The sequence below is a fragment of the Sulfitobacter sp. G21635-S1 genome (assembly GCF_027213915.1).
In the GTDB taxonomy this organism is placed as follows: Bacteria; Pseudomonadota; Alphaproteobacteria; order Rhodobacterales; family Rhodobacteraceae; genus Sulfitobacter.
The window spans coordinates 39,972-61,109 of the sequence record NZ_JAPWGV010000023.1 but is presented as its reverse complement, the minus strand read 5'-3'; the positions used below and the strand labels follow the sequence as shown (position 1 = coordinate 61,109).

Sequence of the window (21,138 nt, the reverse complement as noted above, 5' to 3'; positions counted from 1 at the left end):
TCAAATCAGGGTTTTCGGAAGGCCTTGGCGGCGGAGAGCAGCGCGGCGGGGCTTTGCCGGATCAACTCGCCGGTCTTCACCACGCCCGTATTGGCCATCTGGTTCAGCTCGTGGGGCGACTTGCCGGTGACGAGGCGCGAGGTGGTGCCGGTGCCATATTGGCGCGTATTCACGAAGCCTTGGCGCGCAAGGCCGGTCAGGCCCACGGCATTGGACGCAATGCCCACGACACCGGTGAGGTTGGAGGCGATGTAGGGGACGGAGGCCATGATCCCGGCGCTGAGGATCAGGATGACGAGAAAGGGCAGGATGAGGCTGACGGTCTCGACATCGCCCGGATCGGCGGAGGCGTCCCCGATGGCCTCGGCGATGGCGACGATGATGCCCGCGGCGCCTGCGGCGGCGACGGGCATGAGCGCATAGCCGATGGTGGCGCGGGTCCAGGCCTCGAAAAGGGATTGGGTCGGCTTGAACAGCGAGGTCACGATCATGAAGGGGGCGATCACGATCATCAGCGCGAAGACGATGCGGGCGAAGGCGATGATCCCGGCGGTGACGGCGGCGAAAACGGCGGAAAGCACGAAGAATATCGCGCCCAGGACCGCGCCGAAAACCCAGCCCGCGCGGTCGCCGATCGTATCGCCATAGGCAGTGATGCGAGCGACCATGTTGTCGAGGCTCTCATAGACCCCGGCCTCGTCGCCCGAGCCAGTAAGGGCGAGGATCGAGGCGCCCACGGAGTCGGGCACGCGCGTGACGATGTCATAGATGACGCTGAAGTTGTCCCAGCTCTGCGCGAATATGCCCACGAGCGCGATCTTCATCCCGAAGGCAAAGCCGGTGCCGAAGGGCAGGGGGCGGAGTTGCATCACCGCGTTGATCCCGAGGAGCACGACAAGGAGCGCGGCCCCGGCGGAGATCACATCGCCGATAGCACCTGCCGAAGAGACAAAGCCGTCCTGCGCCACGGTATCCACCGCCGCGTCGACCTGGCTCAGAATGTCGCGAATAACGCCCATCTACTCGGCACAGGCCTCCGTAACTTGAGCCTCGAGTGCGTCGGCCTGCGCGTAGAGATCGAGCACCTTGAAGGGCAGGCGTGGGTTGTCCGAGGTCTGGAACCGGGGCAGGGCGGTGAGTGCCTGATCCCAGGTGAAGTCGCCCAGCAGGCAGGTGCAGCTCTCCGACGCCAGCGCTTCCTCGGCAATCAGGATGCGCAGGATCGCGCGGTAGCCGTTGCGGAGATAGGCGGTCTCGGCCAGATCGATGGGCGGTTTCGGGACACGGCATGCGTCGGCCTTTTCCCGCGCGATGGCCATCGAGTTGAAGGGGGTGTCACCGGAGGGCTGCGCGGTCGGAGTTTGGGCCAACGCAACACTTGGTAGGGCGGCCACGACAAGTGCTGCGAGACAAAGAGACCGGATTGGTGCCAAGCTGCGGGTCATGAATTGCCTCATGGATCCACCGCCATCGACCGGAATTTGCGCTCATCCGCGAGGGTTGCGGCATCGACAACGCCCAGCTGGCCTGCACTGACGCCCTGGGCCGCTTCCAGCCGCCAGATCTGGGTCAAGATGATGCCGAGCTCGGCGGTGACGCGGGTGTTGAGATCGACGGCGGCCTTCAGCCCGTCCTGATCGTCGATCAGCCCGACCATGGTCTCGAGCCGTTCGAGGCTTTGACCCGCCTCCTCGTGGCTTTCCTGCGCGGCGACGGAGAGCATAGCGCTGGCCCCGGCAGAGGCGGCGATGCGGTTGTCGGCGGGCTGATCCGATCCCGAGAGCGTGCTCAGGCGTTCCGAGGTGAAGCCGCTGCCCGAAAGCACGCGCTCAACCGAGGCCGAGAGTTCTGCGCCCGGATTGAACCCGCTCAGGAAATCGCCGCTGGCCAAGGACTGCGCGGTATTGAGGGGGGCCACCAGCTTGCCGCGAAGGGCGCGGAACTCTTCGACTGTGGCAAAGAGTTCACCGAGCCCGCTGCCCTCAATGAGCGAGGTCAGTTGCGCCTCGAGGTTGGTGAGCTGCGACAGCTGGGTTTCCAGTTCCAGCCGCATGGTGGCGAGCTGCTGCATCTGGACGTTCAGATCCTCAGCCATGTGCTCGAGCTGGGCCACGAGCTGACCAAGCTGTGAGCCATCAAAGGTCGGTACACCTTGGGCTCTTGCGGGCGAGGCGAGCCCGAGTGTGGTGACTGCGGCCACGGTCAGGAGAAGCTGTCTCATTCGGGAACTCCCATCTGCATGAAGTCGCGCTCGGCCAGCCGGTCGGCGACGAGGTGCTGCGCGTGGGCCGCCTCGCGCTGCTGGTTGGCGGCCATCAGCCGGACGCGGAGGTTGAGAATGCGGCCGATCTCGGCCTTGGCGTAGGTGTTGAGCTCCCAGGCCGCCTTGGCATTGGGCTGCGCATCGATCTGCAGGATGATCGCGCGCAGACGGTTGATGACTTGCTCGGTCGTGGCCGAGCTGTCAGCCGCGTAATAGACGCCGGCCTCGGAGATGCTGGCATATTCGGCCAGAGCAAAATCCGAGGGGGAGAGCGTCCCGAGCGCGTCGGCGCCACCGACCACGGTGAGGTATTCGTTGTAGAACTTCGAGATATTGCGCACGTAGCCTTGGGTCTCAGTGAAGGGCGGCACGCCCCCGTATTCGATCACCCGGCCGGGGCCCGCGTTATAGGCCGCGAGCGCATGGGGGATATTGCCGAAGCGGTTGAGCTGGGTCGTGATGTAGCGCGCGCCGCCGCGGAGGTTGTCCTTCACATCATAGCGGTCGACTCCAAGATCGGAGGCGGTGCCGGGCATGAGCTGGGTCAGGCCATAGGCCCCCACAGGGCTTTCGGCGGCGACGTTGAAGCGGCTTTCTTGCTTGATCAGGGCCTGGAAGAGGCAGCGCCACTGGGTGGCCGAAAGACCGGCGCGGGCCACGCCGGGGGCACTCGCGAACTCGCCTGCAACTTCGACAATCATCATCTCGACCGTCTCGCGGCCCTCTCCGAAAAGGCGGCTGTTCATCGGGCTTGGATCATTGTTCGGGTAGACCGCCGCCACTCCGAAATCCGCATTGCCCTCGAGCGCGCGGATATCGAAACCGGGACCGGTGATCGCTGCCGTCATCTCTTCGAGAACGCGCAGCTGGTCGGCCTGGACATCGGCGAGCGTGGACTCGGTCCGATCCTTGTCCTGCTGGACGCCCAGATCCTCGGCCAGTGCCGTCACCCGCGCGATGGCGCGACCGATCGCGGAATTGTCCTGTGTCGGCACTCCCTGGGCATGTGCGGGCAGGGCGCCGAGGCCAAGGCAAAGCCCGGCGGATATGATCGCGACACGGCTCATTCCGGACGGGGCAGGGGCTCGAAGGTGCAGTCGGGTTTGGCCGTCTCCTGAGCCGGTGCGCCCATGGTCGAGAAGGAAAGCGCGGACCGCGTCACCTGCGGCTCGCCATTGCGTCCGAAGCAGGGCGAGGTTTTCTCGGTGTATTTCTCGCATGCCGACAGAAGGCCCGCGGCGGCGCAGAGCGCGAGGAGGGGTTTTGAACTCATATCACATGTCTCCAGAAATCGGGATTGGTGCGCCAATCAGCGGGCACACGGTCCTCGCCGGTGGCACCGCCGCCAAGGATGGGGAGGAGGTCGCCAAGCGCGGAGAGATCGGCATCGACGAAGACGCTGTCGCCCGCCGAGCGAACGAGCGCGATGCGCTGGCCGATGGTGGGCTGGACGAGGAGCGCGGCCTCCTTGGCGTTCACGCGCAGGAAGTCGTAGTCCGAGACCGTGGCGCGGTCGTTCGGGAAGAGGATCTGGGTAGGGACCGTCTCGACGATGGTCTTGCCAACGCGGCTGTCGCGCAGTTGGCTCGGATACTGCGTCATCATGATCACGACGCAGTTCATCTTGCGAAGCGTCACCAGCCAGTTTTCCAGCCGCGTCCCGAAGTAGGGATCGTCGAGGAGCTTCCAGGCCTCGTCGAGCACGATGATGGTGGGACGGCGATCTTCGACCACGCGTTCGATCTGGCGGAAGATGTAGGAGAGCACCGCCATCCGCTCAGTGGTCATGTCGAGGATCTCGGTCATATCAAACCCGACGATGTCGCCCGTGAGCTTGAGGCCCCTGCCGCGTTCGGGTTCGTCAAAGACCCAGCCGTAGCGCCCGCCCGGCGTCCATTCGGCGACGCGGGACTGCAACTCGCCATCATCATCGAGCGACTGGAACAGAGTTTCGAAACTGGCGAAGCGCTGCAGGGCTGCTCCCGCATCGGCGTTCTGGCCGACGGCACTCTGGATATGGCGGGATTGCTCGCCCGAGAGCGTGCCATTGCGCGTGAGAAGGGTCGCAAGCCAGTCCGAGAGCCAGGCGCGGCCACGCTCATCGGTCTCGGTCGCAAGCGGGATCAGCCCCGTGGGAACACCGGCGCGGATTTCATTGTAGCGGCCACCAAGGGCACGCACGGCCATCTCGAGGCCGCGATCCTTGTCGAAGAAGAAGAGCCGCGCGCCGACCCGTTGCGCCTGCGCCGCGAGGAAGGCGGTGGTGAGCGTCTTGCCGGTGCCGGTGCGTCCCAGGACGAGGGTGTGGCCGACCGTGGGTTCCTTGCCGGGGCTGCTCGCCTCATGGAAATTGAACCGAAAGCCCGACGTGCCAACCGTGGGCAGGACCGAGATCGTCTGGCCCCAGGGCGACTGGTCAGGTCCACGCCCCTCGTCGCTGCCATGCAGGGCCGCGAAATCCGCGAAGTTGATCGAGGAGATCGGCGTCTTCCGCGCCCGGTACCCGAAATTACCTGGCGACTGCGCGAAGTAGGTGGCTTTCAGCGCCATGTTCTCCCGCACGATCACCGACATGATCTCCTGTCCGACGCGCTTGATCTGGGCGGCGGCACGTTCGAGCGTGTCGCGGTCTGGAGCATAGACCGCAATCGAGAGGTGATGGTCGCCAAAGGCGATGCGTCCTGCCTCCTGGTCGTCGGCGGCTTGTCCCAGCTGTTCACGCAGCGACACGGCGGCATCGTCGGAAGCCTGCATCTGGCGGATGATCCGCTGGATGCGTTCGGCCATGATGTTGTTCGGGATCGGGCTGAAGGAGTTCGTCAGCACAATGTCGAGCGGCAGGTCGAGCGCGTCGAGCAGCGTGACGTCCGTGAGGGCCGGATAGGTCTTCATCGAAAAGAGCGCGCCGTATTTGACCTGGCCGGTCACGGCGTCGGTCAGGGTGACGACGTCGCCATCGAAGGTCGCGCGGCAGTTGCTCAGGGTATGCGAAAGGGGCAGGGCGCTTTGCCCGAAGGCGATAGGGGAGAAGCTGCCTGCGTTCAGCGTATTGAGATAGCCCAGCCATTCACCGCCCGACTTCGTGAGCCTGACGGGATTGGCCGAGGCAAGCGCCACTTCGAAGAACCCCATGACCTCGTTCAGCTCCTGCAGGCGCGTCGCGCGGTCCTTGACCCAGGCCTTGCGGGCCAGGGTCCGCAGGAGCGGTATGCGCGCGGAGATATCGGGGCGTCGGATGACGCTGAGATAGAGCTGGCGCTTGGCGGGGCGGAGGTCTTTGACATGGGCCTGCCAGCGCGCGTCAATCGCGGCGGCAAAGCTGTCGCCCTCGATGGAGCGCATCCCAAGATCCTGCGGCACGGAGATGCGGTGGATGTAGAAGCCGAAGGCGTTACCGGTCTGGGCGACGATGGCCGCGACCGCGCGTTTGAGCGCGTCGAGCCGGGCGTCTTCAGTGGTCATCGGGTTCAGACCATCAAGGCGCAGGGTGGCCAAGAGGTCGCCCTCGCGCAGCACCATCACATCGTCATCGGCGAGGGCAAAATACGGCAGGTGTTCGGCGAGATAGCTCTCCCGCGCGAACGCCCCGCCGCCGGCCTGAAGCAGAGCGGTTCCGTGAGTGGAAAGAGTGCCCGCATCAAGCGCCAAAGCTGTCGCCTCCGTGCAGGGCCCGGTTCCTCGTGGGGCGCACCGAGCCATAGGAGACGCGCAGGACCTCGAAGAAATGCGGCTCGCGGTCGGCGACGAACCAGAGGATCGGATAGGCGACGAGACCAATCAGGAAGAAGACCATGGACTTCGTCCAGATGAACGGCAGAACGACCCCGGTCGCCAGCACCACGAGGTATCCGACAGGGAGACCCAGATACTTGGGCGGTCGGGCGAGGCCCAGAAAGAGGGGGGATCGTTCTGCCATTGGGTGATATTCCGGTTCAGAAGAAATTGTGTGTCCGGAGAGTGACCCGAGGCAGCGTTTGCGAAGCACAACGCGTTCGGGTCCCTCGTAGGACGCTATTTTGCCGGAATGTCACGAGAAGCCGTCGACGATGGTGCCGGCCGAGAAGATCAGCACGATCCCGATGATGACCGAGGCGAACCAGCCCCAGTTGAGGCGCCCCATCATGCACATGAAGCCGGTGCCGATGACGGCGAGCGTGGCGACCGCGATCCCGATGGGACCGGTCAGCGCGGCCTCGACGGTTTCCAGCATGGTCTGGATCGGTGACAAGTCCTGCGCGAGAGCGGGCGTTGCGAAAGCCGCCAGGGTTGTGGCGGCAGGCAAGAGGCGGCTGAGGCGATGTCGAAGCATGCGAAGTTCCCTTGTTTTACTGAAGATCGATGAGGACCGGAGCGCGCGCAGGCACCCGGGCAGCGACGCGGATGTCTGGCGAGGAAACGGGCGTGCCCGAGAGCCGGGTCCGGATCCGATGGATGCGCGCGATGTAGTCGCGGGTCTCGGCGAAGGGTGGGACACCGGAATACTCCACCACGCGGTGCGGCCCTGCGTTGTAGGCCGCGAGCGCGAAGTCGATGTCCTTGAACGTTCCGAGTTGTGCGAGCAGGTAGCGCGCCGCGCCGTCGAGGTTCTGGGACGGGTCGCGCGGATCGACCCCGAGGGCGCGGGCGGTGTTGGGCATCAGCTGACCAAGACCGTAGGCACCCTTGGGGCTCACGGCAGTCGGATTGTAACTGCTTTCGGCCTCGACCAAGGCGCGGAACAGGACCTGCCAGTCGTCCGGACCCAGACCAACCTGGCGCAGGGCACGGTTCCCCTGGTGCCGGACGGCAGTCGTCCGGATCAGGGAGAGGATGTCGTCGTGGCCAGACGGCGGTGTGGCATCCAGCGAGGCAAGAACCACCCCGGCCTCAGCGCTATCACTCAGCCCCGCCCACCCAGGCCGCGCGCCATGAAACGTCCAGGCCGATGTCCGGGCCGTGCCGTCGAGACCGAAGGTGATGACGTCAGCCGCGCTCCTCGAGGGTGATGCTGTAGTCAGGACCAAAGCGCAGATCGCGCCCGTCACCGAACTCGAGATGATGTTTGAAGAGCCCCGGCCATATGTTGAAATACCGCGGCTCTGGCCCGTGCGGGGTGATCCGGGTCGAGACCAGAATGGCTTCCGGCTCACCCTCGCGCAGGTAGATGCACTGGTAGCGCGGCTTGCCATCGTCCGTGAACCCCACGAGTTCATACCGGCAGCGGAACGCGATGCCCTTTTCGGACAGGTCTTTGACACCATCGATGGTGATCAGGATCTGGTTGCGCGCTATCGGCATGTTCGGACTCTCCCCACGAGAGCCCTTCTACTTCACGACACTAAGGCCATAAAGTCATATGGAGTCAATACGACATATTGCAGAGAAATACATATTGCGCGATAGTCTGCGCAACTTTTGCGGGAGAGCGACATGAAGCGACAGGCGATGGCAGCGGCGATGGGAGTGATGGCGGTGTTCGGAGCACCTGAGAAGGCACAGGCCTACGACATCGACTGCGCCATCATGCTCTGTATGGCGGGTGGTTTCCCGCCGAGCGCTGTCTGCGCGCGGGCCTATCGCACCATGATCCGCCGCATCACGCCCTGGCCGAGCCGGCCGCCCTTCGGGGTCTGCACCTTTGCCCATGTGCCGGTTGAGCTAGGCGGGCCCGGCGGAGAGGGCGAGCTCGACACCAACCTGCCGGAATACGAATGGCTGAACCGGACCCATGTGATCTGGTTCACCGGGCGCTCCTACGAGCCGCGCGACGAGCCGCGTCAGTGGGATTGGTCGATCCGCTCCTGCGATCGCGAGAACCGGACCTGCCGCTACATCCAGCGCGTCTACGGATCCCACACGCCGTGGCCCGCGACATTCATCTCCGAAAGCGGTCAGGAGATCGCCTATCCGACCAGCGGGGGCCTATGGCACTTCTATTCCCGCAGCATCATGGTCGAATACGGCGACTACGAGGGCAACATGGGCCACTCGGAGTGGTTTTCTTACTGATCCGGAGCCCCCGATGCCTTCAGGGAGACCGGGCGCAGATCGGCAAGGTCTGCATCAAAGCGTTCCGGATCGACATGCCAGCGGCGGCTCACTGAGCCATCATTCCAACGGTAATCGGTGAACAGGTGAATCTCCTGCGCACCATCGTTCAGAAACCCCTCCTGAAAAGGCCAGCCTGTCTTTCTTTTACCCATTGAACTCACGACGCTCCATCTGACTACCTTTCGAGACGTTCCATTCGAGGACGCATCCGTGGCTGGCAAATATGGCTAGCGTTTTGTGAAGAGCTCTTCGGGGTCGACGTTCAACGCCCTGGCGATGCGTTCGAGAAGGTCGAGCGAGGCCGCGAACTTGGCGTTCTCGACCTTGCCCATATGGCCGCGGCTCACGTCGGCCCGATGAGCAAGCTCCTCCTGGCTGAGGCCGCGGGCGCGTCTCAAGTCCTGGATGTTCAATGCTACACGGTCCCGCAAGTTCATGCCGTTGAGGCGGACATGATGCGCGAAATATCGCCACGCGATATATGTTACATTCGGAGCTGCAGAGAAGAATTGTTGGAACGGCGCGAGGTCGCCGGAGTGGGATTCCTGCCGATACGCAGGTCACGGGATGGTCCGTCTCGCAAACATTATGGGCCGTTCAATCTTTTTTTGGAAAAGGGCGGCACCGGAGGGAGATACCGGTGCCGCCAGTCGGTCTTCCACAGGGAGGTTAACAGGACGAATTCTAAAGGGAAATTTGGGGCTGACCAAAAATCGTATAAGCCAAATTATGTAAATAAATCTTCTCGCGATCACTCCAATTCAATCAAAAGATCCTTGGCGTCGATCTGCGCGCCGTGCGTCACGTGGACGGCTTTCACCGTTGCGTCGCGGTCCGCCGACAGGCCGGTTTCCATCTTCATGGCTTCGATGGTCAGAAGCAGATCGCCTTTGTGCACCTGCTGGCCGACCTGCACCGCGACCGAGGCGACAACGCCCGGCATCGGCGCGCCGACGTGGTGCGCATTGCCGGTTTCGGCTTTGGGGCGGGCGGCGGTGGCGGATTTGACCATGCGGTTCGGCACGCGCACGGTGCGCGGCTGGCCGTTCAGCTCAAAGAACACTTTGGCCTCGCCTGCATCATCGGTTTCACCCACGGCTTGCAGGCGGATTTCCAACGTCTTGCCCGGGTCGATTTCCACGCTGATCTGCGCACCTGGTTCCATGCCATAAAAATAGACCGGGGTGGGCAGGGTGCGCACCGGACCATAGTCGCGGTGGCGGCCCATGTAATCCAGGAACACCTTGGGATACATCAGGTAACCGTTCAGATCCTCGTCATCGATGTCCAGCCCCAGCAGCTTTTCCGACAGCTCGGCGCGGGTGGCTTCCAGATCGACCGGCGCAAGATGCGCGCCGGGGCGCCTGGTGTCAGGGGCCTGACCTTTCAGAACCTTGGCGACGATACCGTCCGGGAAGCCGCCCGGAGGCTGGCCCAGATCGCCCTTCATCATGTCGATGACCGAATCCGGGAACGACACATCGCGGGCGGGATCTTCGACCTCGAACCGGGTTAGGTTCTGGCTGACCATCATCAGGGCCATGTCGCCGACAACCTTGGACGAGGGTGTCACTTTGACGATATCGCCAAACATCATGTTCACGTCGGCATAGGCCTGTGCGACCTCGTGCCAGCGTTCCTCCAGACCCATCGAACGGGCCTGCGCTTTGAGGTTGGTGAACTGGCCGCCGGGCATTTCGTGCAGGTACACCTCGGAAGCGGGGGCTTCCAGGCCGGCCTCGAAGGCGGTGTACTGGTGGCGCACGGCCTCCCAGTAGTTCGAGATTTCGCGCACCGCGCCCACGTCGATGCCGGTGTCGCGGTCGGTGTGTTTGGTGGCCTCGACGATCGAGCCAAGGCAGGGCTGCGAGGTGCCGCCCGAGAAGGCGTCCATCGCTGCATCCACCACGTCAACACCTGCGTCCGCTGCCGCCAGAACGGTGGCCGCCGACACGCCGCTGGTGTCATGGGTGTGGAAGTGGATCGGCAGGCCGACCTCGTCTTTCAGGGCCTTGATCAGCTCGCGCGCCTGCGCGGGTTTCAGAAGGCCTGCCATGTCTTTCAGGCCAAGGATATGCGCGCCAGCCTCGCGCAGTTCTTTGCCCATAGCGACATAGTATTTCAGGTCGTATTTCGACCGCTTGGGGTCGAACAGATCGCCGGTATAGCAAATCGTGCCTTCGCAGACCTTGTTCGCATCAATCACCGCGTCCATTGCGACGCGCATATTTTCGACCCAGTTCAGGCTGTCGAACACGCGGAAGACATCCACGCCGCTGGTGGCAGCCTGTTTGACAAAGGCTTGCACCACGTTGTCGGGATAGTTGGTATAGCCAACCCCGTTGCTGGCACGCAGCAGCATCTGCGTCATAAGGTTCGGCATCTTCTCGCGGATGTCGCGCAGGCGCTGCCACGGACATTCCTGCAAGAAGCGATAGGCCACGTCGAACGTTGCGCCGCCCCAGCATTCCACGCTGAACAGCTGCGGCAGGTTGGCTGCATACGTCGGGGCGACCTTGACCATGTCAATCGACCGCATCCGCGTGGCCAGCAGCGACTGGTGGCCGTCGCGCATGGTCGTATCGGTCATGAGCAGCTGCTTTTGCGCCGCCAGCCAATCGGCCACGGCCTGCGGGCCCTGTTCGTCCAGCAGTTGCCGGGTGCCGGGCAGTGGCGCATCGGTGCGTAATGCGGGCACGCGCGGTTGGCGCGCCTCGGCCGAGGGTTTCGGGCGGCCAGCGGTCTCGGGGTGACCGTTCACGGTGATATCCGCGATATAGGTCAGGATTTTCGTGGCGCGGTCGCGGCGGGCCTTGAAGTTGAATAGGTCCGGCGTCGTGTCGATGAACTTGGTGGTATATTCATTCGACAGGAAGGTCGGGTGTTTGAGCAGGTTGATCACGAAGTCGATGTTCGTGCTGACGCCGCGAATACGGAATTCGCGCAGCGCGCGGTCCATGCGGTGGATCGTCTTTTCCGGCGTCGGCGCCCAAGCGGTGACTTTGGTCAGCAGGCTGTCGTAATAGCGCGTGATAACGCCGCCCGCATAGGCCGTGCCGCCATCGAGACGGATGCCCATACCGGTGGCCGAGCGATACGCGGTGATGCGGCCATAATCAGGGATGAAGTTGTTGGTCGGATCTTCGGTCGTCACGCGGGTTTGCAGGGCGTGACCATGCAGCGTGATATCGGCCTGGCTGGCGGCACCGGTAGCCTCGGCTAGCGTCTTGCCTTCAGCGATCAGGATCTGGGCCTGAACGATGTCGATGCCGGTGACTTCCTCGGTCACGGTGTGTTCCACCTGAACGCGGGGGTTCACCTCGATGAAATAGAACTTCCCGGTTTCCATATCCATCAGGAATTCGACAGTACCGGCGCATTCATAATTCACGTACTCGCAGATCTTTTTGCCCAGCTCGCAGATCTCAGCCCGCTGTTCTTCAGAGAGGTACGGCGCGGGCGCTCGCTCGACGACCTTCTGGTTGCGGCGCTGGACCGAGCAGTCACGCTCGAACAGGTGATAGATCTGGCCGTGCTGGTCGCCAAGAATCTGCACCTCGACGTGACGGGCGCGGGTGATCATCTTTTCAAGATAGCCCGCGCCGTTGCCAAAAGCGGCCTCGGCCTCACGCCGGCCTTCCAGGACTTTTTCTTTCAGCTCGTCGGGGCGGTTGATCGGACGCATGCCTCGACCGCCGCCGCCCCAGCTGGCTTTCAGCATCAGGGGATAACCGATCTCGGCGGCTTCTTTGGTGATGGCGTCGAAATCATCGCCCAGAACCTCGGTGGCGGGGATGACCGGCACGCCCGCCTCGATCGCCACGCGGCGGGCCGAGGCCTTATCGCCAAGCGCGCGCATGGTTTCGGCTTTGGGGCCGATAAAGGTGATGCCATTGGCGGCGCAGGCGTCCACAAAGACGGGGTTTTCCGACAGCAGGCCGTAACCGGGGTGGATGGCATCGGCCCCGCATTCCTTGGCGACACGGATAATCTCGGGGATGGACAGATAGGTCGCCACAGGCCCGAGCCCTTCGCCGATCCGATAGGCCTCATCTGCCTTGAAACGGTGCAAGCCTAGCTTGTCCTCTTCCGCATAGACGGCAACGGTCTTTTTGCCCATCTCGTTGGCGGCACGCATGATGCGGATCGCGATCTCCCCCCGGTTGGCAATGAGGATCTTCTGGAAATTGGTCATGGGCGGTCTTTTGTCTCAATTGCAACGGTGTCGGTAGAGGGCTAGGCGGAGCGTCCCGGGGTGGGTCAGGTTCCGGCGGTTGTTACGAGTTGTCCGTCCCGGAAAAGAAGCAGGTCCGAGCGATCGACAGACAGGCTGACTGTGTCGCCTGCTCGGAACCTTGGTCTGTGGCGGGTCTTGACCTTGAAAGTCTCCTGCCTGTGCGATCGCAGCGTATAGACTGCATCGAGACCGAGGTCTTCGACCTTTTCCACCTGGGCCGGGGCGCTACGGTTCGGTCGCGCCGGTTCGAGGCGGATATGTTCAGGCCGCACGCCGATCTGCGCGTTTTCGGCGGACAGGGTGCCGCACATGGCGACGCCCACCCCGATCGAAGGGGCGACCAGCTGGTCGCCCTCACGTTCCACCGCGAACAAGTTCAGCGGCGGCGATCCGATGAAATAGCCGACAAAGGCATTGGCGGGGCGGGCAAAGAGATCCTCTGGTGGTCCCGACTGCTGCACTTCGCCGTCCTTCATCACAACGACCTCATCGGCAAAGGACATCGCCTCGCTCTGGTCATGGGTCACGAGGATCATCGTGATCCCGGTTGCCTTGTTGATGTCTCGCAGCTTGCGGCGCAGGTTGAACTTCATTTGGGGGTCGATGACCGTGAGCGGTTCGTCCAGAAGAACCGCAGCGACATCGTCGCGCACCAGTCCCCGCCCCAGCGATATGATTTGCTTCAGATCCGCGCTCAGCCTTTTTGCCGGTTCGTCCAGCCGCTCGGTCAGATCGAGAATATCGGCTATATGCGCGATCCGCGCTGAAATACTTGCCTGATCCCAGCCTCGGCATTCTAGCGGAAACGCGAGGTTCTGGCGCACCGTCTTAGTGGTGTAGATCACCGGAAACTGGAAGACCTGCGCGATGTTGCGTTCAACTGTGCGGGTTCCGGTCACATCGCGCCCGTCAAAAAGCAACCGCCCTTCGCTCGGTGTCAGAAGCCCCGAGATGATGTTCAGCATTGTCGTCTTGCCGCAACCTGAGGGGCCCAAGAGAGAATAGGTCTTTCCGTCCTCCCAGACCAAATCGACGGGCTTGAGCGCGTAATCCTTCGGGTCGCGCGACGCGGCATGATAGGTATGGCCAAGGTGGCTGAGGGTGATTTCGGCCATCACGCAGGTCCTCCGGAATGATAGGTGCCGTCTTCGCGGAAGATCAGCAGCCGCGCCGGGTCCGTGGCAACGCCCAATTCGGTTCCCGAGTGCATTTCGTGGATGCCTTCCAGCAGCATGACCGCATCGCCGAATGGCAGATGGAGGTGGACGATGGTATCAGAGCCGGAAAACTCGGACAGGCTGATCCGTGCCGGGATTGCGCCACCGATCCTTAGCCCATCTGGGCGGATCCCAACTTGCAGGGACTTGCCGGGCGGCATTTTCAGTCCGGGCAAGGGTGCCGTGACACCACCCGCAAGGTACACCTCGCCCGGCCCGGCTGTGCCCGTGAAGATCGAGATCGGTGGGTCGCTGACGACACGGGCGACATCGACCGTAGGTGGCGCGTCGAAAAGCGCGGTCGGATCGCCCTCTGCCACGATCCGGCCTTCGTGCATCACGATCATCCGGTCGCCAAGCTGTATCGCCTCGGCTGGCTCGGTAGTGGTGTAGAGAATCACGCCACCGACAGAGTCGTGCAGCAGCTTGGGGAATTCCTCGCGCAGCTGTTCGCGCAGCTTGTAGTCGAGGTTGGCCAGCGGTTCGTCCATCAGCAGGATGCGGGCCTTTTTGACGATGGCCCGCGCCAGTGCGACCCGCTGCTGCTGCCCGCCGGACAGGGCCAAAGGTCGACGGTCTGCGAAATCGGCCAGCCCGACCAGCTGCAATGCCTCTTCGGCGCGACTCGCCGCCTCGGCCCGGCCAACGCCCTGACGGCGCAGCGGGAAAGCCACGTTGTCTAGCACGGAGAGATGCGGGTAGTTGATGAATTGTTGGTATACCATCGCCATCTCGCGGTTTCTGATGGGGACGTGGGAAAGGTCAGTGCCGTCAAGCTTGATCGTGCCGCTTGCCACTGCATCCAGCCCGATCAAGGTGCGCAGAAGCTCGGTCTTGCCCGCGCCAGTGCGCCCGAGGATTGTGTAGATTCTGCCGGCTTCAAAGCGCGCGTTCAGGTCACGTAGTGGGGATTTCGCCTGAATGGTGGAGAGGTTTTCAAGGGTCAGCATGGGTTACCTGAATGCTCCCGCAAGCGAGCCGCGCGACATGAACCGTTCGACCACCACCGCGATCAGCGCCAGCGGCGTGACCGAGATCAGCGCAAAGGCCGAGAGCGACCACCAGGGCGTGACCGAGGAGTTCAGCGAGACGATGGCCACCGGCAACAGCTGCGTTTCGGTGAAGGTGAGCGTGAAGGCGAAGAAAAAGTCGTTCCATCCGAAGATCAGGCAGAACATGCCCGCCACCACCAGCCCTGCCAGAGAATTGGGCAGGATCACCCGGAAGAAGGCGCCGATGGGGGTGCAGCCGTCGATCATCGCCATTTCGTCCAGCTCGCGCGGGATCGAGTCGAAGAAGTCGATCATCACCCAGACCGCGATCGGCAGCAGCAGCGCGATATAGACGATGACCAGCCCCCAGACGGTGTCGAGCGCCGAGATTTCTTTGAGCATCAGGAAAAACGGAATCGCCAGCACGATGGGCGGCATGATGCGCTGCGAGATGAAGAAGAAGGTGATGTCGGAGTTTTTCACAAAGCCGGCGCGGAACTTGTAGCGGCTGAGCCCGTAGGCGGCGAGCGTTCCCAGCGCCAGGCTGATGACGCTGGCCAGCAGCGTGACCATGGCCGAGTTCAGGAAGGGCGTGACGATGTTGATGCCTTGGCTGCCCGAGGCGAAGAGCGACCGCCAGCCCAGCGTGGTCGGCTCGAACTCGACCCAGGGCAGGTAGCGCGCCCCGCCGGTCACCGAATTGGCATCCTTGAACGAGGTGCTGAGCGCCCAGAGAAAGGGAAAGACGACAAACGCCGACCAGCCCAGCAGGCAGAGGTATTTCAGCAGTTGATATGAGCGGGACATCTTACCCCTCCTTGCCGATCAGAAGCCGCGCGAGCAGCTTGGCGATGATGGTCAGGGCGGCGATCATCAGCACCAGATAGGTCAGCGACAGCGCCGCCGAATAGCCCACCTGGAAATCGCGCAGACCCCGGATGTAGATGTAATAGGACGCGGTCTCCGTGGCGGTGCCGGGCCCGCCCGAGGTCATGACATAGACGGTGTCCATGATCTTCGAGGCCTCGATCAGACGGATCACCAGCGCCCCGATGGAAATCGGCGCCATCAGCGGAAAGGTCACCTGCCAGAACGTCCGCCAGGGTCCGGCGCCGTCGATGGCGGCGGCCAGGAAGGGCTCGCGCGGGAGCGAGACGAGCCCGGCCAGCAGCAGCAGGAACATGAAGGGCGTCCATTGCCAGATCTCGACCAGCGCGACGCTGACAAAGGCGCCTGCCGCGCTCGACAGCCACGGCACCGGGCCGATGCCGACATAGGACAGCAGGTCGTTCGCGGGGCCCAGGCTTTCGTGGAACACGGTGCGCCAGATCACCGACATCACCACCGGCGTGGTCATCATCGGCACCAGGAACAGCACCCGGAAGATCCGCCCGCCGCGCATCTCCTTCCAGACCGCCAGCGCCAGCGCAAAGCCCAGCACGTATTGCGCCGTCACGGTGAGCGCGCTCAGCGCCGACAGCCGCAGCAGACTCTGCCAGAAGCGGCTGTCCTGAAAGACGCGCAGATAGTTGCGCCCGCCGATGTAATCGAGCCCGGCCTGATAGACATCCCAGCTCGAAAAGCTGACCCGGACGGTGAAGACCAGCGGAAAGACGATGATCGCCAGCAGGGTCAGCAACGCGGGCAGCAAGAAGAAATGCTTGATTTTCATTGTAGGAAAACGCGTGTCCGATTGGGGAAGGCGAGCATGCCTCCTTCCCCGTTGCGGTTTGACGGGCTCAGTTGTCGCCGTCTTCGAGGCGGACGAGGTTGGCATAGGCCTCGCGCAGACGGTCTTCGCCGATCCGGTCGACGATGCCGCGCCATTCCTCGGCCACACCGTCCAGTGCCTCCTGCGGGGTCTTCTGCCCGGCCATCGCCTCGGCCACGCCATTGGCCATCGAGGACATGAACTGGCTCACCCCCGGCACGCGCAGGTCATAGACCCGGTTGGCGCTTTCCTCCATGCCGGCCAGCGTGGCGACATAGCTGTCCGCGACAGCGGCGTCCCAGCCCAGCCCCTGCCAGAAGGTGCTGTCGAAATGGCTGGTCCGATAGGGATTGACCCCGAAACGGCCGATCTGCAGATCGTGGAACGTGTTGGTTTCGTTGGCGAAGAAGCAGAGATAGTCGAAGGCCATCTCTTTTTCCTCCGATTGCGCCGAGACCGCCGAGGTCCAGCCCCAGGTCATGTAAGGCGCGCGGTTCGGATCTTCGAAGCTATCCCACTGACCGGTATCGCGGTTCCAGACCTCGTGGGCACCGGGCAGAGGCGCAGCGGCTACCATGTTGCGGATCCGGCTATCCTCCTGCTGCGCTTGGATGAAGGCGTCGTCCCAGGAGTAGCTCATCAGGGTCTGGCCGCCGCCGAAGGAAAAGATCTCGTCCCCAAGCCCGAAATTGCTGCCGCCTGGCGGGAAGGCCGCCTGAGCCTCGACAAACAACTCCAGCCCCCGCACGAAGCCTGGCGTGTTGATCAACGGCTCCATCGTTTCGAGATCGAAGAAGAAGCCGCCCGTCACGTCGGGGTGTTTGGCATAGGGGGCCGCCCGGCTGATGAAGGCCGAGAACATCAGATCGTCACGCTTGGCGACCTCCGCCGAGCCAAAGTTGACCTCACCGTCGCCATCCCAGTCAAAGCCCGAGAAATAGGCGGCGACCTCGTTGTATTCCTCCCAGGTGGCGGGCACCGTCAGCGCGCGGCCGGTATCGGCCAAGAACCGCGCCTGCAGCTCTTCATTTTCAAAGACATCGGTGCGGTATTTGAGATAGTGCCGATCGCCGTCCATCGGGTACTGGATCATCTGGCCGTTCCACGACGCCACGCCCTTGAAGCTGTCGGTGACGTTTTCCATTCCGGTCGAGGCGACATAGGCCTCGGGTACAGGCGCTAGGAAGCGATTGAAATCGCCGATCCAGAGCGAGCCGTAGAACATCACATCATAGGCGTTTTGGCCGCTCTGGAAGGGGATCATGATCCGTTGGAACAGATCACCGAACGGGACATGCACGACGTTCACCTCGGCGCCGGTCAGCTTGGCGAACTGCTCGGAATGCAGCGCCGTCGGCTCGCCGATCACTGGGATCGCATGGGTGATGATGTTCAGCTTGCGACCGGAATAGTCCTTGGCGTCGATGGCCGCGTAATTGCAGGTGCCCGGCAGATCTTGCTCGATGCCGAAGTCGGTGTAATCTTCTGCCATGGCCGGGCTCAGCGATCCGGCGACGGCAAAGGCTAGGATCGAAAGCGATCCCACGAGTTGCTTCTTCATGTTTTTCCTCCCTGGTTGTCGAACTGGTAGTTTAAGGTATCAGGACCGCGCGGCCCCGGATCTTGCCGGCATGCAGCATGTGCAGCGCGCGGTCGGCGTCCCGCAGGCTGAATTCTTGGGTTTCGAGATTGACCAGTCCGCGATGGGCCAGCTCCATCAACTCGGTCAGTTCCGCCCAAGTGCCGACCAGATTGCCGATGATGTTCTTTTCGGTGATGACGAGATCGACGCTCGGCACCACCACGTCCTCGCCGTAGCCGACGACGTAGTAGCTGCCCGCGTTGCGGGTCATGGCGATCCCGCGCGAGGTGGTGCCGCGCTCGCCGACGAAATCCAGAACCGCCTCGGCGCCATGGCCGCGGGTCAAGGACAGGATCGCCTCGACTTCGCCGCCGTCCGCCTTCACCAGATGGTCGGCGCCGCATTCCTGCGCAAGCTGCAGCGAGGCGTCGGAGGTATCGACGACGATGATTTCGGCGGCGCACATCGCCCGCAGCACTTGGATGGCGATATGCCCTAGCCCGCCGGCGCCGATCACCACGCAATATTCGCCTGGCAGAAGATGCCGTGTCGCCTTCTTGGCCGCGCGATAGGCGGTCAGTCCGGCATCGGAATAGGGCGCCACGTCCTTGGGGGTCAGCGTCTTGGGCAGCGCCACGGTATTGCGCGCCGAAGTCACCAGCGCCTCGGCATAGCCGCCATTGCTGTCGAGACCGGGGAAGCGGCCTTCGCCATGCATATCCTGGCCCCGGCGGCAGGCCAGGCAGGTGCCGTTCGACACTTTTGGATGGACGATCACCGGGTCGCCCTTTTTCAGCCCCTCGACTTCGGGTCCGATCTCCTCGATCCAGCCAGCGTTCTCATGGCCGAGAATGAGCGGCAGAAGCCTGTTTCCGGTCGGGTCCATGTGCGGGCGCCACACCCCCTCGATCACATGCAGATCAGTGCGGCATACCCCGGCACCGCCGACGCGGACGATCACATCGGTCGCGCTGGTCAGGACCGGGTCGGGTACATCTTCGAACCGAAGCCAGGACGGAGCCGTCAAGGCGTCGTCGTAGCAATGAAGCACTTGCGCCTTCATAATGTTATCCTCCCTCGAAACACGGTATCGGAGCCTTTCTAGTGACCGAAGTCCGGGTCGGGGGAAGGTGAGGGTGTTCAGTTTCCACCTTATCGTGAGGCGAAGGTGTTCAATTTCTGCGCACACAGGAGGATTACGGACGTTGGCAGAGATGTTAACGTTTCCGTTGGAGGAGATATCAGGGAACGGGAGGGGCCAGTGAAATCGCCATTGATAGAGGCTCGCAGATCACTGGAGAGCAACGGAGTGTTCGCCCATGGTGCCGTGCCCGAGGTAATCGCTGACAGCTGGTATCGCTGCCTAGATTTGGGGCTAGATGCGACGGCTAAACCTGTAGATGCGGTACTGTCCTACACCGAGTTGCGTCTGGCTCGCGAACGCGACAAGTCCCTAATCGCCGTTGTCCGTCCCGAGCTGGAGCTGCTGAGTAAACAGATCGCCGGGACCAATTTTATGACGGCCTTCGCCGATTGTGAGGGCGTCGTGCTGGACGCGATCGTGGACAATGAATTCAGAGCTTCGGAATGTTCCCGTAGTATTCGGCTCGGCTCCATCTGGCGTGAGGATGTGCGCGGTACTAACGCCCTGGGCCTGGCCTTATTCAGCGGAGAAAGCAGCATGGTCACAGGGTACGAGCACTTCTTTTCGAGCCAGTGCGGTGTCTCGTGTATTTCGGCCCCAATATTCGACAGCACTGGGCAGATAGTCGGACTACTGGACGCATCGTCAGAAATCGCAGCGCGGCAGTTCCATACCAAGGCGCTGGTCGATCTGGCGGTGATCAATATTGAAAACCGCCTTTTTGTTGAAGACCATCGCGGCGACCACATTATCCAGTTCCATCCGCGCCAAGAATACCTTGCCACCCAGAGCGTTGGAATGATCAGTTGTACCGACGACGGGGTCATAACTGGTGCCAACCGCCGCGCTGGCGACATCCTTTCCGGCATCGACCTCTCCTCCCCACGCACGTTCGGAGAAGTGTTTCAGGGCAGCTTCGGGCGGATGCTCGCTACGACGGACTCGGTTCGTCTTGTCGATTGGCTTAATGCCTCGTATTTTGCGCGTATCCGATTGACACGACCCATGCGCACCTCCAGATCGGTGGCGATCTCGCTCGCGGCGAAGCCTGTTTATTCCGTCTCCGCTTCCGGCAGCGCGCCCGTTTTTGGAGATGAACACGCCCGTAGCAGTTTTCGGAGCGCCGAACGCGCCATGAAGATCGGCCTGCCCTTTCGTGTCGTGGGTGCAACCGGAACCGGTCGTACGACCTTTCTGCGAACGGTTCATGAAAGCGTGAGAACCGATCGCCCCCTGATCGCAGTAGATTGCAGGATCGCCGGAACAGTGGACGAGGACGGTACCTTGACGGCCCACACCCAATACGACGCACAGGTCGACACTATCTATGGCGAGGTCGGAGGGACACTCGTTCTCGAACATCTGGCAGCTATGACGCCCGCGTCCGCAACATCTCTAGCACATCTGGTTGCGCAACTGTTGCAACCTGCGGCCGGGACGCGCTGGTGCATCGTGGCGACCGACGAGACCGACGAGGCACAGCCTAACGACTGGTGCGATAGGGCTTGGGCGACCCTGTCGCGCCTGACGCAGATGACTATCCATCTGCCCGCATTATCCGAACGAACCGATTTCCAGCAGATTGCCAAGGCAATGATGGCAGGCATATCGCCTTCCCATCAGCTTGGACATGCTGCACTCGCGCAGTTGGAAAAATTGGACAGGCCGCGCAACCTGGTCGATTTGGAAACCCAGCTGAGAATCCTCGCTGTGCGCTGTCCAGTTGGTGTGATCCGCGCAGAACAGGTACAGCGCTTTCTCGGCACCAGTGGGGAGCAACCGGAAGTCTGTCAGCGCTGTGCGGGCCATGCGGTGCGTGAGGCTAAATGCCGCGAAATCAACCGTGCTTTCCGGCAATGTGGGTCGAATGTCGCACTAACAGCCCGCAAGATCGGCGTATCGCGCAATACCGTTTATTCCCATATCGTGAAACCGCGCGGCACGGCCCTCTGAGCTTACCTC

The 21,138-nt window shown here is 62.6% G+C and carries 21 protein-coding genes; 2 read left to right on the top strand and 19 right to left on the bottom strand.

All coding sequences use genetic code 11. The features are described from left to right. Window positions 1–5 precede the first annotated feature (5 nt). The 10 genes from O4H53_RS19910 to O4H53_RS19865 all read right to left on the bottom strand — a co-directional run bounded on the left by O4H53_RS19910 (window position 6) and on the right by O4H53_RS19865 (window position 7,540). Window positions 6–1,019 (bottom strand): type IV secretion system protein, encoded by a 1,014-nt coding sequence (locus tag O4H53_RS19910; protein ID WP_269366590.1) that lies wholly within the window; start codon window positions 1,017–1,019, stop codon window positions 6–8. Further along, a complete protein-coding gene (locus tag O4H53_RS19905; protein WP_269366588.1) occupies window positions 1,020–1,445 on the bottom strand; it encodes a hypothetical protein in 426 nt (141 codons plus the stop codon). Between the two features lie 8 nt (window positions 1,446–1,453). Further along, window positions 1,454–2,221: a type IV secretion system protein gene (locus tag O4H53_RS19900; RefSeq protein WP_269366586.1), complete on the bottom strand. Its 768-nt coding sequence runs from the start codon at window positions 2,219–2,221 to the stop codon at window positions 1,454–1,456. Then, window positions 2,218–3,330: a transglycosylase SLT domain-containing protein gene (locus O4H53_RS19895; protein ID WP_269366585.1), complete on the bottom strand. Its 1,113-nt coding sequence runs from the start codon at window positions 3,328–3,330 to the stop codon at window positions 2,218–2,220. The genes O4H53_RS19900 and O4H53_RS19895 overlap by 4 nt, the downstream gene beginning before the upstream one ends. Continuing rightward, window positions 3,327–3,536: a hypothetical protein gene (locus O4H53_RS19890; RefSeq protein WP_269366582.1), complete on the bottom strand. Its 210-nt coding sequence runs from the start codon at window positions 3,534–3,536 to the stop codon at window positions 3,327–3,329. Before O4H53_RS19890 ends, O4H53_RS19895 begins: the two co-directional genes overlap by 4 nt. Beyond that, window positions 3,533–5,962: a type IV secretion system protein B4 gene (locus O4H53_RS19885; protein ID WP_269366581.1), complete on the bottom strand. Its 2,430-nt coding sequence runs from the start codon at window positions 5,960–5,962 to the stop codon at window positions 3,533–3,535. Before O4H53_RS19885 ends, O4H53_RS19890 begins: the two co-directional genes overlap by 4 nt. Next, window positions 5,901–6,179: a type IV secretion system protein VirB3 gene (locus tag O4H53_RS19880; protein WP_269366579.1), complete on the bottom strand. Its 279-nt coding sequence runs from the start codon at window positions 6,177–6,179 to the stop codon at window positions 5,901–5,903. Before O4H53_RS19880 ends, O4H53_RS19885 begins: the two co-directional genes overlap by 62 nt. Window positions 6,180–6,290: 111 nt before the next feature. Continuing rightward, the gene (locus tag O4H53_RS19875) at window positions 6,291–6,572 is read right to left on the bottom strand and encodes a TrbC/VirB2 family protein (protein ID WP_009574106.1); all 282 of its coding nucleotides are present in this window, start codon (window positions 6,570–6,572) and stop codon (window positions 6,291–6,293) included. Between the two features lie 16 nt (window positions 6,573–6,588). Next, window positions 6,589–7,122, bottom strand: coding sequence for a lytic transglycosylase domain-containing protein (locus O4H53_RS19870; protein WP_269366576.1), 534 nt, complete (start codon window positions 7,120–7,122; stop codon window positions 6,589–6,591). A 103-nt stretch (window positions 7,123–7,225) separates the two neighbouring features. Then, complete coding sequence (locus O4H53_RS19865) at window positions 7,226–7,540, bottom strand: hypothetical protein (protein WP_008335576.1); 315 nt, start codon at window positions 7,538–7,540, stop codon at window positions 7,226–7,228. A gap of 132 nt (window positions 7,541–7,672) precedes the next feature. Here O4H53_RS19865 and O4H53_RS19860 point away from each other — a divergent pair, with 132 nt between their 5' ends. Further along, window positions 7,673–8,251, top strand: coding sequence for a hypothetical protein (locus tag O4H53_RS19860; RefSeq protein WP_269366575.1), 579 nt, complete (start codon window positions 7,673–7,675; stop codon window positions 8,249–8,251). Here the strand turns inward: O4H53_RS19860 and O4H53_RS19855 are convergent. From O4H53_RS19855 to O4H53_RS19815, 9 genes are all read right to left on the bottom strand, one after another. Continuing rightward, on the bottom strand, window positions 8,245–8,445 hold the full coding sequence (locus tag O4H53_RS19855; RefSeq protein ID WP_269366574.1) for a hypothetical protein: 201 nt from the start codon (window positions 8,443–8,445) through the stop codon (window positions 8,245–8,247). The two genes, O4H53_RS19860 and O4H53_RS19855, sit on opposite strands and share 7 nt — an antisense overlap. Window positions 8,446–8,520: 75 nt before the next feature. Continuing rightward, window positions 8,521–8,730, bottom strand: coding sequence for a helix-turn-helix transcriptional regulator (locus tag O4H53_RS19850; protein WP_269366573.1), 210 nt, complete (start codon window positions 8,728–8,730; stop codon window positions 8,521–8,523). A 314-nt stretch (window positions 8,731–9,044) separates the two neighbouring features. Beyond that, window positions 9,045–12,488 (bottom strand): pyruvate carboxylase, encoded by a 3,444-nt coding sequence (locus O4H53_RS19845; RefSeq protein WP_269366572.1) that lies wholly within the window; start codon window positions 12,486–12,488, stop codon window positions 9,045–9,047. 65 nt (window positions 12,489–12,553) lie between these two features. Next, the gene (locus O4H53_RS19840) at window positions 12,554–13,645 is read right to left on the bottom strand and encodes an ABC transporter ATP-binding protein (protein WP_269366570.1); all 1,092 of its coding nucleotides are present in this window, start codon (window positions 13,643–13,645) and stop codon (window positions 12,554–12,556) included. Then, entirely contained in the window at window positions 13,645–14,697 is a 1,053-nt protein-coding gene (locus tag O4H53_RS19835) for an ABC transporter ATP-binding protein (protein WP_269366569.1), read from the bottom strand. The genes O4H53_RS19840 and O4H53_RS19835 overlap by 1 nt, the downstream gene beginning before the upstream one ends. Before the next feature lie 3 nt (window positions 14,698–14,700). Next, window positions 14,701–15,546 carry a carbohydrate ABC transporter permease gene (locus O4H53_RS19830; protein WP_269366568.1) on the bottom strand — a complete coding sequence of 282 codons (846 nt, stop codon included), beginning with the start codon at window positions 15,544–15,546 and terminating at the stop codon, window positions 14,701–14,703. 1 nt (window position 15,547) lies between these two features. Further along, entirely contained in the window at window positions 15,548–16,411 is an 864-nt protein-coding gene (locus tag O4H53_RS19825) for a carbohydrate ABC transporter permease (protein WP_269366567.1), read from the bottom strand. 67 nt (window positions 16,412–16,478) lie between these two features. Then, entirely contained in the window at window positions 16,479–18,011 is a 1,533-nt protein-coding gene (locus tag O4H53_RS19820; RefSeq protein ID WP_269366566.1) for an ABC transporter substrate-binding protein, read from the bottom strand. A gap of 31 nt (window positions 18,012–18,042) precedes the next feature. Next, window positions 18,043–19,095, bottom strand: a complete 1,053-nt coding sequence (locus tag O4H53_RS19815; RefSeq protein ID WP_269366564.1) for an NAD(P)-dependent alcohol dehydrogenase — start codon at window positions 19,093–19,095, stop codon at window positions 18,043–18,045. A gap of 246 nt (window positions 19,096–19,341) precedes the next feature. Between O4H53_RS19815 and O4H53_RS19810 the strand changes: the two genes are divergently transcribed. Continuing rightward, window positions 19,342–21,129: a sigma-54-dependent Fis family transcriptional regulator gene (locus tag O4H53_RS19810; RefSeq protein WP_269366562.1), complete on the top strand. Its 1,788-nt coding sequence runs from the start codon at window positions 19,342–19,344 to the stop codon at window positions 21,127–21,129. Window positions 21,130–21,138 lie beyond the last annotated feature (9 nt).

Bases quoted from the DNA above. Each gene is read 5' to 3' on its own strand.
- O4H53_RS19900 (WP_269366586.1), bottom strand. From the start codon at position 2,221: ATGAGACAGCTTCTCCTGACCGTGGCCGCAGTCACCACACTCGGGCTC.
- O4H53_RS19850 (WP_269366573.1), bottom strand. From the start codon at position 8,730: ATGAACTTGCGGGACCGTGTAGCATTGAACATCCAGGACTTGAGACGC.
- O4H53_RS19895 (WP_269366585.1), bottom strand. From the start codon at position 3,330: ATGAGCCGTGTCGCGATCATATCCGCCGGGCTTTGCCTTGGCCTCGGC.
- O4H53_RS19890 (WP_269366582.1), bottom strand. From the start codon at position 3,536: ATGAGTTCAAAACCCCTCCTCGCGCTCTGCGCCGCCGCGGGCCTTCTG.
- O4H53_RS19845 (WP_269366572.1), bottom strand. From the start codon at position 12,488: ATGACCAATTTCCAGAAGATCCTCATTGCCAACCGGGGGGAGATCGCG.
- O4H53_RS19815 (WP_269366564.1), bottom strand. From the start codon at position 19,095: ATGAAGGCGCAAGTGCTTCATTGCTACGACGACGCCTTGACGGCTCCG.
- O4H53_RS19820 (WP_269366566.1), bottom strand. From the start codon at position 18,011: ATGAAGAAGCAACTCGTGGGATCGCTTTCGATCCTAGCCTTTGCCGTC.
- O4H53_RS19840 (WP_269366570.1), bottom strand. From the start codon at position 13,645: ATGGCCGAAATCACCCTCAGCCACCTTGGCCATACCTATCATGCCGCG.
- O4H53_RS19855 (WP_269366574.1), bottom strand. From the start codon at position 8,445: ATGGGTAAAAGAAAGACAGGCTGGCCTTTTCAGGAGGGGTTTCTGAAC.
- O4H53_RS19860 (WP_269366575.1), top strand. From the start codon at position 7,673: ATGAAGCGACAGGCGATGGCAGCGGCGATGGGAGTGATGGCGGTGTTC.
- O4H53_RS19835 (WP_269366569.1), bottom strand. From the start codon at position 14,697: ATGCTGACCCTTGAAAACCTCTCCACCATTCAGGCGAAATCCCCACTA.
- O4H53_RS19880 (WP_269366579.1), bottom strand. From the start codon at position 6,179: ATGGCAGAACGATCCCCCCTCTTTCTGGGCCTCGCCCGACCGCCCAAG.
- O4H53_RS19830 (WP_269366568.1), bottom strand. From the start codon at position 15,546: ATGTCCCGCTCATATCAACTGCTGAAATACCTCTGCCTGCTGGGCTGG.
- O4H53_RS19875 (WP_009574106.1), bottom strand. From the start codon at position 6,572: ATGCTTCGACATCGCCTCAGCCGCCTCTTGCCTGCCGCCACAACCCTG.
- O4H53_RS19865 (WP_008335576.1), bottom strand. From the start codon at position 7,540: ATGCCGATAGCGCGCAACCAGATCCTGATCACCATCGATGGTGTCAAA.
- O4H53_RS19910 (WP_269366590.1), bottom strand. From the start codon at position 1,019: ATGGGCGTTATTCGCGACATTCTGAGCCAGGTCGACGCGGCGGTGGAT.
- O4H53_RS19825 (WP_269366567.1), bottom strand. From the start codon at position 16,411: ATGAAAATCAAGCATTTCTTCTTGCTGCCCGCGTTGCTGACCCTGCTG.
- O4H53_RS19905 (WP_269366588.1), bottom strand. From the start codon at position 1,445: ATGACCCGCAGCTTGGCACCAATCCGGTCTCTTTGTCTCGCAGCACTT.
- O4H53_RS19885 (WP_269366581.1), bottom strand. From the start codon at position 5,962: ATGGCTCGGTGCGCCCCACGAGGAACCGGGCCCTGCACGGAGGCGACA.